Annotated in this window: 10 protein-coding genes, 2 tRNA genes and 3 rRNA genes; all 15 read right to left on the reverse strand. The window is 46.7% G+C overall.

What is annotated here, in order from left to right; all coding sequences use genetic code 11:
* Positions 1 to 28 precede the first annotated feature (28 nt).
* Entirely contained in the window at positions 29 to 1,375 is a 1,347-nt protein-coding gene (glnA, locus tag M3M39_RS07160) for a type I glutamate--ammonia ligase (RefSeq protein ID WP_252797155.1), read from the reverse strand.
* A gap of 29 nt (positions 1,376 to 1,404) precedes the next feature.
* Positions 1,405 to 1,776, reverse strand: a complete 372-nt coding sequence (locus tag M3M39_RS07165; RefSeq protein ID WP_252797156.1) for a MerR family transcriptional regulator — start codon at positions 1,774 to 1,776, stop codon at positions 1,405 to 1,407.
* A gap of 130 nt (positions 1,777 to 1,906) precedes the next feature.
* Positions 1,907 to 1,979, reverse strand: a tRNA-Thr gene (locus M3M39_RS07170).
* 44 nt (positions 1,980 to 2,023) lie between these two features.
* Positions 2,024 to 2,096, reverse strand: a tRNA-Asn gene (locus M3M39_RS07175).
* 6 nt (positions 2,097 to 2,102) lie between these two features.
* Positions 2,103 to 2,219 (reverse strand): 5S ribosomal RNA (gene rrf / locus M3M39_RS07180).
* 70 nt (positions 2,220 to 2,289) lie between these two features.
* A 23S ribosomal RNA gene (locus tag M3M39_RS07185) occupies positions 2,290 to 5,205 on the reverse strand.
* 213 nt (positions 5,206 to 5,418) lie between these two features.
* Positions 5,419 to 6,994: ribosomal RNA gene (locus tag M3M39_RS07190) — 16S ribosomal RNA — on the reverse strand.
* Together the 16S, 23S and 5S rRNA genes with 2 tRNA genes alongside form the textbook arrangement of a ribosomal RNA operon.
* A 221-nt stretch (positions 6,995 to 7,215) precedes the next feature.
* Positions 7,216 to 7,953 (reverse strand): nicotinamide riboside transporter PnuC, encoded by a 738-nt coding sequence (gene pnuC, locus M3M39_RS07195; protein ID WP_252797157.1) that lies wholly within the window; start codon positions 7,951 to 7,953, stop codon positions 7,216 to 7,218.
* 80 nt (positions 7,954 to 8,033) lie between these two features.
* Complete coding sequence (gene lysS, locus M3M39_RS07200) at positions 8,034 to 9,518, reverse strand: lysine--tRNA ligase (protein ID WP_252798020.1); 1,485 nt, start codon at positions 9,516 to 9,518, stop codon at positions 8,034 to 8,036.
* A 97-nt stretch (positions 9,519 to 9,615) separates the two neighbouring features.
* Complete coding sequence (dusB, locus tag M3M39_RS07205) at positions 9,616 to 10,638, reverse strand: tRNA dihydrouridine synthase DusB (RefSeq protein WP_252797158.1); 1,023 nt, start codon at positions 10,636 to 10,638, stop codon at positions 9,616 to 9,618.
* Positions 10,631 to 11,542 (reverse strand): Hsp33 family molecular chaperone HslO, encoded by a 912-nt coding sequence (gene hslO, locus M3M39_RS07210; protein ID WP_252797159.1) that lies wholly within the window; start codon positions 11,540 to 11,542, stop codon positions 10,631 to 10,633. Before hslO ends, dusB begins: the two co-directional genes overlap by 8 nt.
* A gap of 65 nt (positions 11,543 to 11,607) precedes the next feature.
* Positions 11,608 to 13,683, reverse strand: a complete 2,076-nt coding sequence (ftsH, locus tag M3M39_RS07215; protein ID WP_252797160.1) for an ATP-dependent zinc metalloprotease FtsH — start codon at positions 13,681 to 13,683, stop codon at positions 11,608 to 11,610.
* 68 nt (positions 13,684 to 13,751) lie between these two features.
* Positions 13,752 to 14,294 (reverse strand): hypoxanthine phosphoribosyltransferase, encoded by a 543-nt coding sequence (gene hpt, locus M3M39_RS07220; RefSeq protein ID WP_252798022.1) that lies wholly within the window; start codon positions 14,292 to 14,294, stop codon positions 13,752 to 13,754.
* Positions 14,263 to 15,666 carry a tRNA lysidine(34) synthetase TilS gene (gene tilS, locus M3M39_RS07225; protein WP_252797161.1) on the reverse strand — a complete coding sequence of 468 codons (1,404 nt, stop codon included), beginning with the start codon at positions 15,664 to 15,666 and terminating at the stop codon, positions 14,263 to 14,265. Before tilS ends, hpt begins: the two co-directional genes overlap by 32 nt.
* A gap of 51 nt (positions 15,667 to 15,717) precedes the next feature.
* A complete protein-coding gene (locus tag M3M39_RS07230; RefSeq protein WP_252797162.1) occupies positions 15,718 to 16,176 on the reverse strand; it encodes a S1 domain-containing RNA-binding protein in 459 nt (152 codons plus the stop codon).
* Positions 16,177 to 16,206: the final 30 nt, after the last annotated feature.

The raw sequence follows: 16,206 nt of genomic DNA on the forward strand, positions 1-16,206 counted from the left end.
AGGAGCTAATTTTTATTTACAATCTTTTTTAGAGCAAATCGAGGTACCGGTTTCGTTCCCATTGAGAAACATTTTGACTGTAAGCGGTCCATTCCATGTTCTTAGCATCTAAGAAGTTTTGGTAAATGTGAGGACCCATAGCGTCTTTCATTAATTGGTCAGCTTCAAAGTTTTGTAAAGCATCGTGTAACGTGGATGGTAATTTTTGAATGTGATCTAACTTCAATTCTTCCCCATCCATGCTGTAAATGTTCCGGTCAATCGGATCGTCTGGCGTAATCTTGTTCTTGATTCCATCTAAACCAGCTTCCAAGATAGCAGCAACAGCTAAGTATGGATTAGCAGATGGGTCCACGCTCCGTAATTCTAGACGAGTTCCCTTGCCCCGTGCGATTGGAACCCGAACCATTGGGGAACGGTTGGCACCGGACCACGCAATGTAAACGGGTGCTTCAAAACCGGGTACTAGTCGTTTGTAGGAGTTAACGGTTGGGTTGCAGACCGCCGTTAAGGCTTTGGCGTGTTTCAATAACCCACCTAAGAAGTAGTAAGCCGTTTGGGAGAGTTGATCTTCCCCGTTTTCATCAAAGAAGGCATTTTTGCCATCTTTATCGAAGAGGGACATGTTCATGTGCATTCCGGAACCATTGACCCCGTTCAGTGGTTTGGGCATGAAAGTAGCGTATAAGCCGTAACGACGAGCCACCGTCTTAACCACCATCTTGAAGGTTTGGATGTGATCAGCAGCGCGAATTGCGTCATCATATTCAAAGTCAATTTCGTGTTGACCAGGAGCAACTTCGTGGTGAGAAGCTTCGACGTTAAAGCCCATTTTTTCCAGTTCTAGCACCATGTCACGCCGAACGTTAGCAGCGAGGTCCATTGGAGCTAAGTCAAAGTAACTTCCTTGGTCGTTTAATTTCTTCGTGGGACGGCCATTTTCATCCATTTCAAACAGGAAGAATTCTGGTTCTGGTCCAATGTTAAAGTCACTAAAGCCTAGTTCACGCATTTCAGCTAAGACCCGCATCAAGTTGTTACGAGGGTCTCCAGCAAATTGTTCACCATCGGCAGTGTGAACGCTACAAGTTAAACGAGCCACCTTACCATGTTCATCACCCCAAGGAAAGACCATCCAGGTTGATAAATCTGGTTGTAAGTACATGTCACTTTCTTCAATCCGTACAAAACCATCGATTGAAGAACCATCAAACATTAATTTCCCGGCTAAGAGTTGTTCTAATTGGCTAATTGGAACTTCCACGTTTTTGACCGTCCCTAAGAGGTCAGTAAACATTAACCGTAAAAAGCGAACATCCTCGTCTTTTACCATCCTTTTGATATCGTCTGGGGTGTACTCTCTTGTTTTGTTCATACTCCTACTCCTTCTATCGTTATCCTGGGTTAAAATTGTGAGTCGTTGTTAGGGTATAAGCCACCGGCCTTTAAGATATCTTTGCGCAGGTACTGCCGCACTTTGCGGTCACTAAAGCTTTGCTGCTTAGCAGCTTGTTTTTGGGATCGGCGTAATTGCTGTTTTTCGTAAACTCGTTTGATTTGTTCGATATTCATTCCTTCATCTAGATAATCTTTGATTTCTAAAATCCGGTCGATATCATCTAACGAATATAAGCGCCGATTACTCTTCGTCCGTTCAGAATGAACTAAACCACTATCATCGTAGTATCTAATCTGGCGTGCCGTGAGTGATGTCAACTTCATGACCGTTCCCATGGGCAAAACTGCCAAAGATCGTCTTAATTCCTTTTCACTCATATCAACAACCCCTCATTGTCTGCAATCTTAAACTTAAACAGCCAGTGGGTCAACGATTAATGTCACGTTTTGTAACATCGACAAAAAAGCAGTCTGACGATGAACGTCAAACTGCTTTTCAATTTAGAAGTGCCGACTAGAGGATTCGAACCTCCGACCTCCGGTTTACGATGCCGATGCTCTACCAACTGAGCTAAGTCGGCGAAACTAAGTTTATTCATGATGGAACTAACTAGATAGTTCCGAACTCCGACAGGCGGGCTCGAACCGTCGACAACCTGATTAACAGTCAGGTGCTCTACCAACTGAGCTATGTCGGAATAATCGCGTGGCAACGTCCTATCCTCGCAGGGGGCGATCCCCCAACTACTTTTGGCGTGCTAAAGCTTAACTGCTGTGTTCGGCATGGGAACAGGTGTATCCTTTAGGCTATCGCCACCACACTCTGAGTGAACTTCGTTCCCTCAAAACTAGCTAATATTATTTTCTTCCGATTTTACCACTGCACTTTACTTGGTTAAGTCCTCGACTGATTAGTATTAGTCCGCTTCACGTATCGCTACGCTTCCACTTCTAACCTATCGACCTGATCATCTTTCAGGAGTCTTACTTCCATAAAGGAATGGGAAATCTCATCTTGAGGCGAGTTTCACACTTAGATGCTTTCAGCGTTTATCTCATCCATACATAGCTACTCAGCAGTGCGCCTGGCGGCGCAACTGATACACCAGCGGTATGTCCATCCCGGTCCTCTCGTACTAGGGACAGCTCCTCTCAAATTTCCTGCGCCCGCGACGGATAGGGACCGAACTGTCTCACGACGTTCTGAACCCAGCTCGCGTACCGCTTTAATGGGCGAACAGCCCAACCCTTGGGACCAACTACAGCCCCAGGATGCGATGAGCCGACATCGAGGTGCCAAACCTCCCCGTCGATGTGAACTCTTGGGGGAGATAAGCCTGTTATCCCCAGGGTAGCTTTTATCCGTTGAGCGATGGCCCTTCCATACGGTACCACCGGATCACTAAGTCCGACTTTCGTCCCTGCTCGACTAGTCAGTCTCGCAGTCAAGCTTGCTTCTGCCTTTACACTTACAGAATGATTTCCAACCATTCTAAGCAAACCTTTGAGCGCCTCCGTTACTATTTAGGAGGCGACCGCCCCAGTCAAACTGCCAACCAGACACTGTCTCCGAGCACGATTAGTGCTCAGGGTTAGAGTGTTCACATAGCAAGGGTAGTATCCCACGGGTGCCTTCACCGAGACTAGCGTCCCGGTTTCAATGGCTCCTACCTATCCTGTACAAGCTATGTAAACACCCAATATCAAGCTACAGTAAAGCTCCATGGGGTCTTTCCGTCCTGTCGCGGGTAACCTGCTTCTTCACAGGTATCTTAATTTCACCGAGTCTCTCGTTGAGACAGTACTCAAATCGTTACGCCTTTCGTGCGGGTCGGAACTTACCCGACAAGGAATTTCGCTACCTTAGGACCGTTATAGTTACGGCCGCCGTTTACTGGGGCTTCATTTCGAGGCGTCGCCGAAGCTAACCTTTCCACTTAACCTTCCAGCACCGGGCAGGCGTCAGCCCATATACTTCATCTTACGATTTTGCATAAACCTGTGTTTTTGATAAACAGTCGTTTGAGTCTCTTCACTGCGGCTGACCTGACGGTCAGCACCCCTTCTTCCGAAGTTACGGGGTCATTTTGCCGAGTTCCTTAACGAGAGTTCTCTCGCTCACCTGAGGATCCTCTCCTCGACTACCTGTGTCGGTTTGCGGTACGGGTAGTTAATTACTAACTAGAAGCTTTTCTCGGCAGCGTGACATCAGTTGCTTCTCTACTATAATTTCGATCCTCATCAGCGCTTGTCAACCCGGTCAGAAGCATTTCACTCCTCACCTGACTTACGCTTTAAACATCCCTTTCCAACCGGATGCTCAACTTAGCCTTCTGCGTCCCTCCATCGTTCAAACATAATTAACTAGTACAGGAATCTCAACCTGTTATCCATCGCCTACGCTTCTCAGCCTCGGCTTAGGTCCCGACTAACCCTGGGTGGACGAGCCTTCCCCAGGAAACCTTAGTCATTCGGTGGACCAGATTCTCACTGGCCTTTCGCTACTCATACCGGCATTCTCACTTCTAAGCGCTCCAACAGTCCTTGCGGTCTGCCTTCATTGCCCTTAGAACGCTCTCCTATCACGCAACGTAGTTGCGTCCGCAGTCTCGGTAATATGCTTAGCCCCGGTAAATTTTCGGCGCAGAATCACTCGACTAGTGAGCTATTACGCACTCTTTAAATGGTGGCTGCTTCTGAGCCAACATCCTAGTTGTCTAAGCAACTCCACTTCCTTTTCCACTTAGCATATATTTAGGGACCTTAACTGGCGGTCTGGGCTGTTCCCCTTTCGACGATGGATCTTATCACTCATCGTCTGACTCCCGGACATAAATCAATGGTATTCGGAGTTTATCTGAACTCAGTAATCCAAGACGGACCCCTTGCTCAAACAGTGGCTCTACCTCCATGATTCTAATTCCGAGGCTAGCCCTAAAGCTATTTCGGAGAGAACCAGCTATCTCCAAGTTCGTTTGGAATTTCACCGCTATCCACACCTCATCCCAGCACTTTTCAACGTACACGGGTTCGGACCTCCGGTGCGTATTACCGCACTTTCATCCTGGACATGGATAGATCACCTGGTTTCGGGTCTACGGCAACATACTAATTCGCCCTCTTAAGACTCGCTTTCGCTACGGCTCCGCTTTTTCGGCTTAACCTTGCATGCAACTGTAACTCGCCGGTTCATTCTACAAGAGGCACGCCATCACCCCTTAACGGGCTCTGACTGCTTGTAGGCACATGGTTGCAGGAACTATTTCACTCCCCTTCCGGGGTGCTTTTCACCTTTCCCTCACGGTACTGGTTCACTATCGGTCACTAGGGAGTATTTAGCCTTGGGAGATGGTCCTCCCGGATTCCGACGCCGTTTCACGTGTGGCGCCGTACTCAGGATCCTGAACTGAGGGAATTCAATTTCGCTTACGAGACTATCACTCTCTTTGGTGCAGCTTCCCAACTGCTTCAGCTATCGAATTCTTTTGTAACTCAAATGTTCAGTCCTACAACCCCGAACCACGAAGGTTCGGTTTGGGCTATTCCCAGTTCGCTCGCCGCTACTTTGGGAATCGAAATTTCTTTATCTTCCTGTGGGTACTTAGATGTTTCAGTTCCCCACGTTTACCTCTACGTAGCTATGAATTCACTACGCAGTGATTAGTCATCACACTAATCGAGTTTCCTCATTCGGAAATCTCCGGATCACAGCTTACTTACAGCTCCCCGAAGCATATCGGTGTTAGTTCCGTCCTTCATCGGCTCCTAGTACCAAGGCATTCACCATGCGCCCTTTCTAACTTAACCTATAATCCTACGGATTATAAATTATTGAGTTTAGCGATTAAACACATTAAAAAACTCAAATTACACAATGGTTTTCTCGGTTAAAATTATATCAATCAATATAATTCTTACAGAAAATAATATTATCTAGTTTTCAAAGAACCAAGTTTGAGAGTAATCCTCTCAAAACTAAACAAGACTTTGATCGGTGTAAAGTTCCGTATTATTCCTTAGAAAGGAGGTGATCCAGCCGCAGGTTCTCCTACGGCTACCTTGTTACGACTTCACCCTAATCATCTGTCCCACCTTAGGCGGCGGACTCCAAAAGGTTATCCAACCGACTTTGGGTGTTACAAACTCTCATGGTGTGACGGGCGGTGTGTACAAGACCCGGGAACGTATTCACCGTGGCATGCTGATCCACGATTACTAGCGATTCCAACTTCATGCAGGCGAGTTGCAGCCTGCAATCCGAACTGAGAACGGCTTTAAGAGATTAGCTTGACCTCGCGGTTTCGCAACTCGTTGTACCGTCCATTGTAGCACGTGTGTAGCCCAGGTCATAAGGGGCATGATGATTTGACGTCATCCCCACCTTCCTCCGGTTTATCACCGGCAGTCTCTCTAGAGTGCCCAACTGAATGCTGGCAACTAAAGACAAGGGTTGCGCTCGTTGCGGGACTTAACCCAACATCTCACGACACGAGCTGACGACAACCATGCACCACCTGTCATTCTGCCCCCGAAGGGGACACCTAATCTCTTAGGCTAACAGAAGATGTCAAGACCTGGTAAGGTTCTTCGCGTAGCATCGAATTAAACCACATGCTCCACCGCTTGTGCGGGTCCCCGTCAATTCCTTTGAGTTTCAACCTTGCGGTCGTACTCCCCAGGCGGAATGCTTAATGCGTTAGCTTCGGCACTGGGAGGCGGAAACCTCTCAACACCTAGCATTCATCGTTTACGGCATGGACTACCAGGGTATCTAATCCTGTTTGCTACCCATGCTTTCGAGCCTCAGCGTCAGATGCAGACTAGACAGCCGCCTTCGCCACTGGTGTTCCTTCATATATCTACGCATTTCACCGCTACACATGAAGTTCCACTGTCCTCTCCTGCACTCAAGTTTCCCAGTTTCCGATGCACTTCTTCGGTTAAGCCGAAGGCTTTCACATCAGACTTAAAAAACCGCCTGCGCTCGCTTTACGCCCAATAAATCCGGACAACGTTTGCCACCTACGTATTACCGCGGCTGCTGGCACGTAGTTAGCCGTGACTTTCTGGTTAGATACCGTCACGCCGTGAGCAGTTCCTCTCACAGTCGTTCTTCTCTAACAACAGAGTTTTACGAGCCGAAACCCTTCTTCACTCACGCGGCGTTGCTCCATCAGACTTGCGTCCATTGTGGAAGATTCCCTACTGCTGCCTCCCGTAGGAGTATGGGCCGTGTCTCAGTCCCATTGTGGCAGATTACCCTCTCAGGTCTGCTACGTATCATCGCCTTGGTGAGCTATTATCTCACCAACTAGCTAATACGCCGCGGGTCCATCCAAAAGCACTAGCACCAAGGCCAGCTTTCAAACTAAAACCAGGCGGTTTTAGTTGTTATACGGTATTAGCATCTGTTTCCAGGTGTTATCCCCTACTTCTGGGCAGGTTACCCACGTGTTACTCACCAGTTCGCCACTCGGTCCGATCTAAAGTCAACTCAGTGCAAGCACGTCATATCATTTAGGAGACCTCGTTCGACTTGCATGTATTAGGCACGCCGCCAACGTTCGTCCTGAGCCAGGATCAAACTCTCATTTTAAATGAGAACTTTACTAGCTCTACTTTATTTGTTAATTAAGCGAATTGACTTCGCAAATGTTTAATTTTTAAACACTAGTTTAAAAATTCCTTACACTTTTTGTAATCAAAATCTTGTTCAGTTTTCAAAGAACTACTTTAGCACTGCTCTTCAGCGCATTTACTATAATAAGGCCTTTCAAAATAAATGTCAACAATTTATTGCAACTTTTTTTCAAATTCTTAGCACTGCAACTCGGGGTTTTTAACAAACCACCGGTAAGACCCATACAAACCGTTGACCAATTTAATCACTTCTAAAGCTAACATGGAAGCCGAAGCGGGACTCAAAATCTGAAATTGACGGTACCAGATGACTAAACTAACCACGTCCCAAGCGATCCAAATCAACCACTGGGACCGATACCCCCCAAGCATTAATAACATCCCCATCACACTCAACGGTAGCAAACAAGCATCAAGATAAATTTGGGTTCCGTGTAATTGCTTACTAAAGCCTAAGACAATTAAATATAAAGCTACCAACCCTACCAGGACCAGCAAAATTTGCCACTTTTTTAACTTACGGGGTTGCAAAAAGCGTTGTTGTGTTTGAGTTTGCAGTTCTTTCCCCCACCAAAAGATTCCTAACGTTTGGGTAACTAAATAGTACAAATTAGTTGCTAAGTCCCCAATCAAGCGATTTTGCCAGTCAATTACTAAAAATAGTAATGATTCCAAAATCCCCCAACTGTAATTAGTAATTTTACCCTCATCACAGAGCATCAAGTTCACCACGCTAAAAATACTAGCGGAGACCGATAACCAACCAATCAAACTAGTATATTCTCGACTAATTCCAAAAACGATGATGATAATCACTAAATTAATCGTTAACAATAGCTTTGTCGCTGGCTGCAAATGGCGTAAGTCCAATAAATTTTCCCGCCAACTAAAAGTTCTTCGGACTGCATCCCACATTTTGATCACTCCATTTAATTTACCAAAATAAAAACCCTTTAAGTTTACCTTAAAGGGTTTTTCATTACTACTAATTATCCTTATTCTGGATCTTCTTCTGGACGCATGGTTGGGAATAATAAGACATCCCGAATTGATGGGGCATCCGTTAATAACATAACCAACCGATCAATTCCGATTCCTAATCCACCCGTTGGCGGCATTCCGTATTCCAAAGCCTTCACGTAATCTTCATCAATTCCCTGGGCTTCGTCGTTTCCGTTTTCCCGTTCTTTAACCTGGGCTTCAAACCGTTCCCGTTGGTCAATTGGATCGTTCAATTCAGAGAAGGCGTTTGCATATTCATTCCCCAAGATGTACAACTCAAACCGATCCGTAAACCGGGGATCCTCAGCGTTTTTCTTTGCTAACGGCGAAATTTCAATCGGATGTCCATACACAAAGGTTGGATCCGTAATCGTCGGTTGCACGAACGTTTCAAAGAAGGCGTTAATGATGTGACCGACCTTCCAGTATGCTTCGTATTGCACGTGATGTTCATCAGCTAATTGCTTAGCTTCTGCATCCGTCATTTTAGGCCAAAAGTCCACTCCCGTCACTTCTTTAATGGCATCCACCATGTGGATCCGTTTAAACGAGTGATCTAGGTCCACCTTTTGTCCTTGATATTCAATCTGTCCGTTATCACTCACTACTTTGGCCGCACTGCGGAAGATTCCCTCCGTTTCGTCCATTACGTCGTGGAAATCAAAGTAGGCCGCGTAACTTTCTAATTCCGTAAATTCAGGGTTGTGTTCCTTGTCCATTCCTTCGTTCCGAAAGACCCGACCAATTTCATAAACCCGGCCCATTCCACCGACAATCAACCGTTTTAAATGTAATTCCAAGGCAATGCGCAGATAGAGATCAATGTCTAACGCGTTGTGGTGGGTAATGAACGGACGGGCGGAAGCTCCCCCAGCTGATTGATGCAGAACCGGAGTTTCTACTTCCGTAAAGTCTAATTCGATATCCAAATAGTTGCGAACGGCTTTAATAATCTGCGTCCGCTTTTGGAACCGGTCAAAGCTTTCCCGGTTAGAAATCAAGTCCAGGTACCGTTGCCGGTACTTTTGTTCCTTATTTTGTAATCCGTGGTACTTATCTGGTAAAGGCCGTAACGCCTTGGACAAGAACGTCACGTTGCTAGGCTTCACCGTTAACTGGCCCATATCGGTCTTAATTAATTTCCCGGTAAAGCCCAAGAAATCACCAATATCAGCCCGTTTGAAGATTTGGTATTGATCATCGCCCACTACGTCTTTTCGTACGTAAACCTGGATCCGTCCCGTTCGATCCAAAATGTCAGCGAAGCCAACTTTTCCGCTCCCCCGCTTTGCTACTATCCGACCAGCAATGGACACCTGGATGTTTTTGTCTTCCAATTCGACCTTTGAATACTGATCGTATTCATCCGTCAATGGTTGAGCCAGTGCCGTCACCTTAAATCGATGGCCAAACGGATCAATCCCAGCTTCACGCAGTTCGTTCATTTTTTCACGCCGCACGCGCATCTGGTCGTTCATTTGCCGCTCTTGTTTTCTTTTTTGCTTCGGATCTTGTGCCACTCTAATTCCTCCAAACTAAAACTAATTCGCTAGTTTAATTCTATCATAGAACCAATTAGCCTTGTACGGATGCCTGCCGTTTTTTCTGCCGGGCCTCTGTTTTAGCGACAAAGTCATCCATGATTTGCATCATTTCTGCTTCGGTATCGGCACTGGTTAAGGCCACCTTGGTCCGCGCTGAGTGGGACAGACCCTTTAAGTAATAGGGAGCATGTCCCCGGAACTGATGGGCACCAACGTATTCACCCTTAAGTTCCACCAACCGGTGCAGGTGTTCCTTGGCAACCTGCATCTGTTCTTCGACACTCGGTTTCGGTAAAATTTCACCGGTTTCTAGGTAGTGGTTAACCTGGGTTAAGATCCAGGGATTTCCTTCCACGGCTCGAGCCATCATGACGGCCGTTGCTCCCACTTCATCAAGCATTTGCTTTGCCATTTGTGGAGTAGTAACGTCTCCATTGCCAATGAACGGGATCGTAAGCGCATCCGCCACTTCCTTTAAAATTTCCCAGTTGGCGTGGCCCCGATACATCTGTTCCCGGGTCCGGCCGTGCATTGCCACAGCTGCAGCGCCCGCTTTTTCGGCAGCAAGCGCGTTTTGGACGGCATAGATGTGGTCATCATCCCATCCGGTCCGCATTTTAACCGTCACTGGTTTACGAACGGCGGCGGTTACGGCAGAGACCATTTCATACACCTTATCGGGATTCAAGAGCCAGCGAGCTCCCGCTTCACACTTAATTACCTTATTAACGGGACAACCCATGTTGATGTCAATGATGTCAGCCGCCGTCTTTTGGTCAATGAATTTAGCAGCCTCCACCAGCGTTTCCTGGTTCCCCCCAAAGATTTGGATGCTCATTGGGTGTTCTTCGGCTTCCACGTTCGTCATGTCGAGGGTTTTTTGGTTTTTAAACATAATTCCCTTGTCAGAAATCATTTCACACACTACCAGCCCGGCACCAAATTTTTTGCAAATCACCCGAAAGGCAGAATTCGTTACCCCTGCCATGGGGGCTACTACCAACGGGTTATCAATCTTTACGTTCCCAATTTTCCAACTACGATCTTTACTCATGGTTTTCGTCATCCTTTGTTTGCTTGTTTAAAATGTTCACGAGGTCATCCTCAGAAAAATCATACTTGCTTCCACAGAAATTGCAAACCACTTCGGCCCCGTGATCCTCATCAATCAACTGTTGGAGGTCTTTACGACCGATTCCAGCTAGCCGACCAGCAAACTTTTCTTTTGAACAATCACAGTAAAAAGAAACCGGTAGGTGCTGCAAAATTTTCACGTTATCCGTTCCAAATAAAACATCGATCAAGTGGTCCGGATGAGGATCTTCCTTTAGGGTCGTTGCAATGCCTGGTAGTGTCTTTAACCGTTCTTCCAGTTGGGAGATGGCATCTTCGTCTGCCCCGGGCATCGTTTGAATCAGGTAGCCCCCGGCGACTTCAACCTCATCGGATTGGTTTACCTCCACAGAAACTCCAAGCGCCGACGGAATTTGTTCCGACTTAGCAAGGTAATAGGCAAAGTCGTCTCCAATCTTGCCACTCACTAACGGAACACTACTAGCATAAGGTTCAGTTCCTCCTTGGTTCTTTAAAACCTCTAAAAAGCCATCCTGACCGACTCCAGATGCTACGTCAATTTCTCCAGCCGCGGTTCGGGGCAAATCGACATCCGGATGCTGGGCATATCCCTTCACATGACCGTCCGCATCTGCATCAATCAACATGCCGCCCACCGGTCCTTGCCCGTTCAGACGAACCGTCAGTCCTTCCTTTCCTTTGAGAGCTGAATTAGCTAATAAAAGACTGGCAACTAGAGCCCGACCTAATGCCGCTGTTGACGTGCTTTGTAGGTTATGAGAACTTTGGGCGGTTTTAACGACATCCGTTGCGTTAACGGCTAACACCCGAAAGTTTTGATCATTTGTAAGTGCTTTGACTAGTTGATCTTGATTAGTGGTCATAATTTCTCTCCTTTTGGCTTCATTCGAAAAGAGCGCAAGCATTTCTGCTTACGTTCTTCATCGAGTTATTGATCATTATCTGAATCATCATCACTGTGAATGGTGATGTCGTCATGATGGTTAATTTCATTGTCCAGTTGATGAGCAGCCTGGTTTTCCTTCTTCGTTGCTTTTTGTTCTGCTTCAGAGAAGGTTTCACTTTCGTTTTCAGTTGGTTCATCTTCTGCTGGCATTTTCCCAGTTTTATACAGACTCAAAATTTGCTTTTCATCTAACGTTTCGTATTTCAGCAGGGCATCCGCAATTGCTTTGTGCTGTTCCCGGTGTTCTGAAATAATCTTCTTCGCCATTTGATGCCCCTCATCGGTGAAGCGTTTAACTTCTTCATCAATGGCATTCGCAGTTTCTTGCGAATACTTCGGTGCTGCGTATGGATCAGCGTTCGGATCTTCTAACGTTACCGTTCCAAGCTTGTCAGTCATCCCGTATTGGGTTACCATAGCGCGGGCAATTTGGGTTGCCTGCTGGAAGTCATTAGAAGCTCCAGAGGACTGGGAGTCGAAGATAATTTCTTCGGCACTGCGACCACCCATCATTCCGGCAATCTGTTCCATCGCATCCTTCTTTGACAGCAACTGTTGGTCTTCCTTTGGCAACATGATTGCATAGCCACCGGCCCGTCCACGAGGCACAATCGTTACCTTGTGAACCACTCGGGCATCGTTTAAGACCAGCCCCACAATCGTGTGACCAGCTTCGTGGTTTGCCACCACTTCGCGTTCATGTTGACTAATGACCCGATTCCGCTTGGCTGGACCGGCAATGACCCGATCTTCAGCTTCATCTAGGTCAGCAGCAGTAATCTCATGACTATTCCGTCGGGCAGCCAGCAAGGCAGCTTCATTTAAGAGGTTTGCCAAGTCGGCTCCCACAAACCCAGGCGTTTGTTTGGCAATTTCATTCAAATCAACATCCGATGCCATTGGCTTGTCCTTAGCGTGAACCTTTAAGATTGCTTCTCGACCACGCACATCTGGTTGACCGACTAAGATCTTCCGGTCAAATCGACCCGGACGTGTTAAAGCAGGATCCAGGACATCAGACCGGTTAGTAGCGGCCATCACAATGACCCCTTCATTTCCGGAAAATCCGTCCATTTCAACCAGTAATTGGTTCAACGTTTGTTCCCGTTCGTCATGGCCACCGCCCATGCCACTACCCCGACGCCGACCAACGGCATCAATTTCATCAATAAAGATGATGGCAGGAGCTGCTTTCTTGGCTTCGGCAAACAAATCTCGAACCCGGCTTGCTCCGACTCCGACAAACATTTCTACGAAGTCCGATCCAGACAGAGAATAAAACGGCACCCCGGCTTCACCGGCAACCGCTTTGGCCAGTAAGGTCTTCCCTGTTCCGGGAGGTCCTTCAAGTAGCACCCCTTTGGGAATCGTTGCACCCAAGCTCGTAAATTTCTTGGGATCCTTCAAGAACTCAACGACTTCGACCAGTTCTTGCTTTTCTTCATCTTCACCGGCTACGTCTTTAAAGCGAACCTTACTTTCAACTGGTTTGGCCTTGGTCTTACCAACCTTCATCACTCCACCAGGGCCACCGGCGCCGCCACCAGCTTGTTTCATCATTAGGTAAAACAGGTAGATGAAGATTAAGAGTGGTAAGACGGAAACAATCAGGTTAATCCAAAACCCATTTGACTGGGTGGGTTTAGCGTTCACCTTCACGTCATGTTGTTGGGCAACACTGCTGACTTCCTTAACGGTTGAATCACTCTTCACCAACGTTGTGGTAAAATTCTTAACCTTTGCGCTAGCTTCAGATTTTTCTAACCCCTTCTTTGTTACCGTGAAAGATGGCAGACTCCCTGAATTAGCTACTTTAGCTTTTTGGGGGGTCCGATATTCTCCGGTAATCTTATAAATTCCATCCGTAGACTCAATGCTAAAGTCTTTGACTTTATTAGTTTTCAGGTCTTTGATGAATTGACTGGATTGAATCTTTTGGGACTTTGGTCCATTGCTAGTGCTTCCACCAGTTGCAAATAGAACTACTCCCATCGCTAACACAAAAGCAATGATATAAAACAGACTACTTCTAAAAAGTCCATTTTTATTATTTTTCATTTGTGTCCTCCAATTTGATTAAATTAACATACAAAATCTTATCACTTTTCGAAACCAGAGACGACTGATTACCCTTGATAAATTTCAGGCTTCAAAATTCCCACGTACGGTAAATTACGGTATTTGCCTTGATAATCCAGTCCGTAGCCCACTAAAAATTCGTTAGGGACGTTAAATCCAACGTAATCAGCACTAATTCCTTCTATCTGGCGTGCTTCTGGTTTATCCATTAACATGCAAACCTGAACAGAAGCGGCTCCTCGCTTAGCAAAGAGCTTCTTCAAGTAGGCTAAGGTATTTCCGGTATCAACAATATCATCAACTAATAAGACGTCGCGCCCAGTTACATCTTCATCAATATCCTTTACCATCTGAATCTCACCACTGGATTCGGTTCCCCCGTGGTAACTAGAAACGTCAATAAAATCGATATCCATGTAAAGATCCATCTGCTTAATTAAATCTGCTGTAAAGGGAACGGCTCCTTTGAGAACACAAATGACCAGCGGCTTTTTGCCTTGATAATCATGCGTAAGTTGCTTGCCGAGCCGTTGACAGGCTGCCCGAATCTTTGCTTCGCTATACAAAATTGTTTGGATATCGTCGTTCATCGTTTTTCCTTTCATGCTTAATCACTAATCGATACTGCTGGGCCGTTTCCGGTGGGGTTTGAAAACTAACTTTGTAGCCCAAGACTGCTTGCACCACATGCGTAGCGGTTTCTAACACCAAACACTGGGAACGTCGTTCTCGAGGGACCTTTTGGTCAATGAGCACCCGCCGAACCCGTTGCGAATGTCCCTTAGGAAGGGCCACTCGGTCTGTAGCTTGCCACAAACGGGCACGGAGCGGCAACTGTGCCTCCGTCAACCACAAAGAATGGTAAGTAACGTCAGTTGGCAACAATTGATCAGGCTGAAAAACCCCAAATTGACCCAGCAACGGAAGTTCATACCAGTGGTTTAATACTACCATAAACGGCGCTATGGCTTGTGGATTTTCTTGCAAATTATCTGATTTTTTTTGAAATCGCAGGAGCTGATACCGCTTTTGAAACTGCCACTGCTGGCCTAAGTCGAGCTCCCCTTGCGGTTTATTCGGATTTTGAACTAAGGTTAATAACTCTTGCAGCTTAGCCGCAGGAAGCCCCTGGGTAGGGAAAAGGCGTCGCCACAATGCCTGCAGTAAAGAAGGTAAAACCGGTTCGTCCGCCGCTTGCAATTGGTACGTGAGTTCCTCTCCCGTTTGCCAGAGTCGCTCTTGATCGATCAACCGGTCTGAAAGTAATTGGTATTGCTTTTCTAAGCGTTGCAGATTGGAAGCAAAGTGGGCGAGGTGCTCCCCTGCCTGTGGGTTTTCTCGTTCTAACGCCGGTAAAACGTGATGGCGTACCCGATTTCTGCTAACCGCATCCGTCTGGTTTGTCTGATCCTCAAACCAGGTTAAGTGGTAAAAACGGGCGTAACGCACTAGCTCTCGTTTAGGCACATCTAACAAGGGGCGGAGAAGTTGCCCCGTAAAAAAGGGCCGCTGGGAGCGCATCGCCGTAGCGTTAAACACATCTGCTGATCTGGTTAATCGCATTAACACCGTTTCTGCCTGATCGTTTTGATGGTGCGCTAGTATTACCGCTGCAGCCTGGTGTTCTGCTACCAGCCGATGGAAAAACGCATAACGAGCCATCCGGGCTTGCTCTTCCACTCCACGGGTTAAGGAAGCATGCTCCCAGTGAAATACAACGATGGGAAGGTGATGAGTCCCGCAGTACCGCCGCAAAAAGTCTTCCTCTGCTCGACTCTGCGGCCGCAACTGGTGATTCACATGAGCCACTAGCAACGGCCAGTCTGGTCGAGCCACTCGTTCTAACAAATGAAGCAATACCATCGAATCCACCCCCCCAGAAACAGCCACAATCAGGGGGGCACCGGGAGTTAGGGATGCTTTTGTTAAAATTTGTCGTACTCGTTGTTCTAATTCGGTCATCGTTCTCCTCGAATTAAAAAAGCCGAACCCCGCTGGTTCAGCTCCCGTAACTTAATTACGACGGCCCCCACGACCGCCCCGTTTACCTTCTGTATTTTTCTTCAAATCCGAAAGCCGACTCTCACTTTGCTTTAAAAAACTGGATAACATGTCATCAAACTTTTCATCTTTAGTTTCTTCATGATGGGTTGAGTTCGATTGAGCAGCGGACGCATAGCGATGAGTCGATGTACTCTTCGGCCGATGCTGTTCGTGGGACTCTTTTTTAGTTGGCTGTGGTTGCGCTTTTCGAATCGACAAACCAATCTTGCCATCAGCCCCAATCTTGGTCACCTTCACCTTGACAACGTCTCCCACTGCCAAAACATCGTGAATATCTTTGACGTACCCGTCGGCAACCTGACTAATGTGAACGAGCCCAGTTTGATGGTTGCCTAAATCAATAAATGCTCCAAATCCGGTAATTCCAGAAACTTTTCCCGTAAGGATTTCTCCAACTTCAAGCGCCAAAAAATCGTTCCTCCTCAGTTAAATTGTTAT

The organism is Fructilactobacillus hinvesii, assembly GCF_024029435.1.
Classification (GTDB): domain Bacteria; phylum Bacillota; class Bacilli; order Lactobacillales; family Lactobacillaceae; genus Fructilactobacillus; species Fructilactobacillus hinvesii.

Excerpts from the sequence above, each read along its gene's own strand:
- glnA (WP_252797155.1), bottom strand. The coding sequence starts at position 1,375 with ATGAACAAAACAAGAGAGTACACCCCAGACGATATCAAAAGGATGGTA.
- M3M39_RS07165 (WP_252797156.1), bottom strand. The coding sequence starts at position 1,776 with ATGAGTGAAAAGGAATTAAGACGATCTTTGGCAGTTTTGCCCATGGGA.
- pnuC (WP_252797157.1), bottom strand. The coding sequence starts at position 7,953 with ATGTGGGATGCAGTCCGAAGAACTTTTAGTTGGCGGGAAAATTTATTG.
- lysS (WP_252798020.1), bottom strand. The coding sequence starts at position 9,518 with ATGAACGACCAGATGCGCGTGCGGCGTGAAAAAATGAACGAACTGCGT.
- dusB (WP_252797158.1), bottom strand. The coding sequence starts at position 10,638 with ATGAGTAAAGATCGTAGTTGGAAAATTGGGAACGTAAAGATTGATAAC.
- hslO (WP_252797159.1), bottom strand. The coding sequence starts at position 11,542 with ATGACCACTAATCAAGATCAACTAGTCAAAGCACTTACAAATGATCAA.
- ftsH (WP_252797160.1), bottom strand. The coding sequence starts at position 13,683 with ATGAAAAATAATAAAAATGGACTTTTTAGAAGTAGTCTGTTTTATATC.
- hpt (WP_252798022.1), bottom strand. The coding sequence starts at position 14,294 with ATGAACGACGATATCCAAACAATTTTGTATAGCGAAGCAAAGATTCGG.
- tilS (WP_252797161.1), bottom strand. The coding sequence starts at position 15,666 with ATGACCGAATTAGAACAACGAGTACGACAAATTTTAACAAAAGCATCC.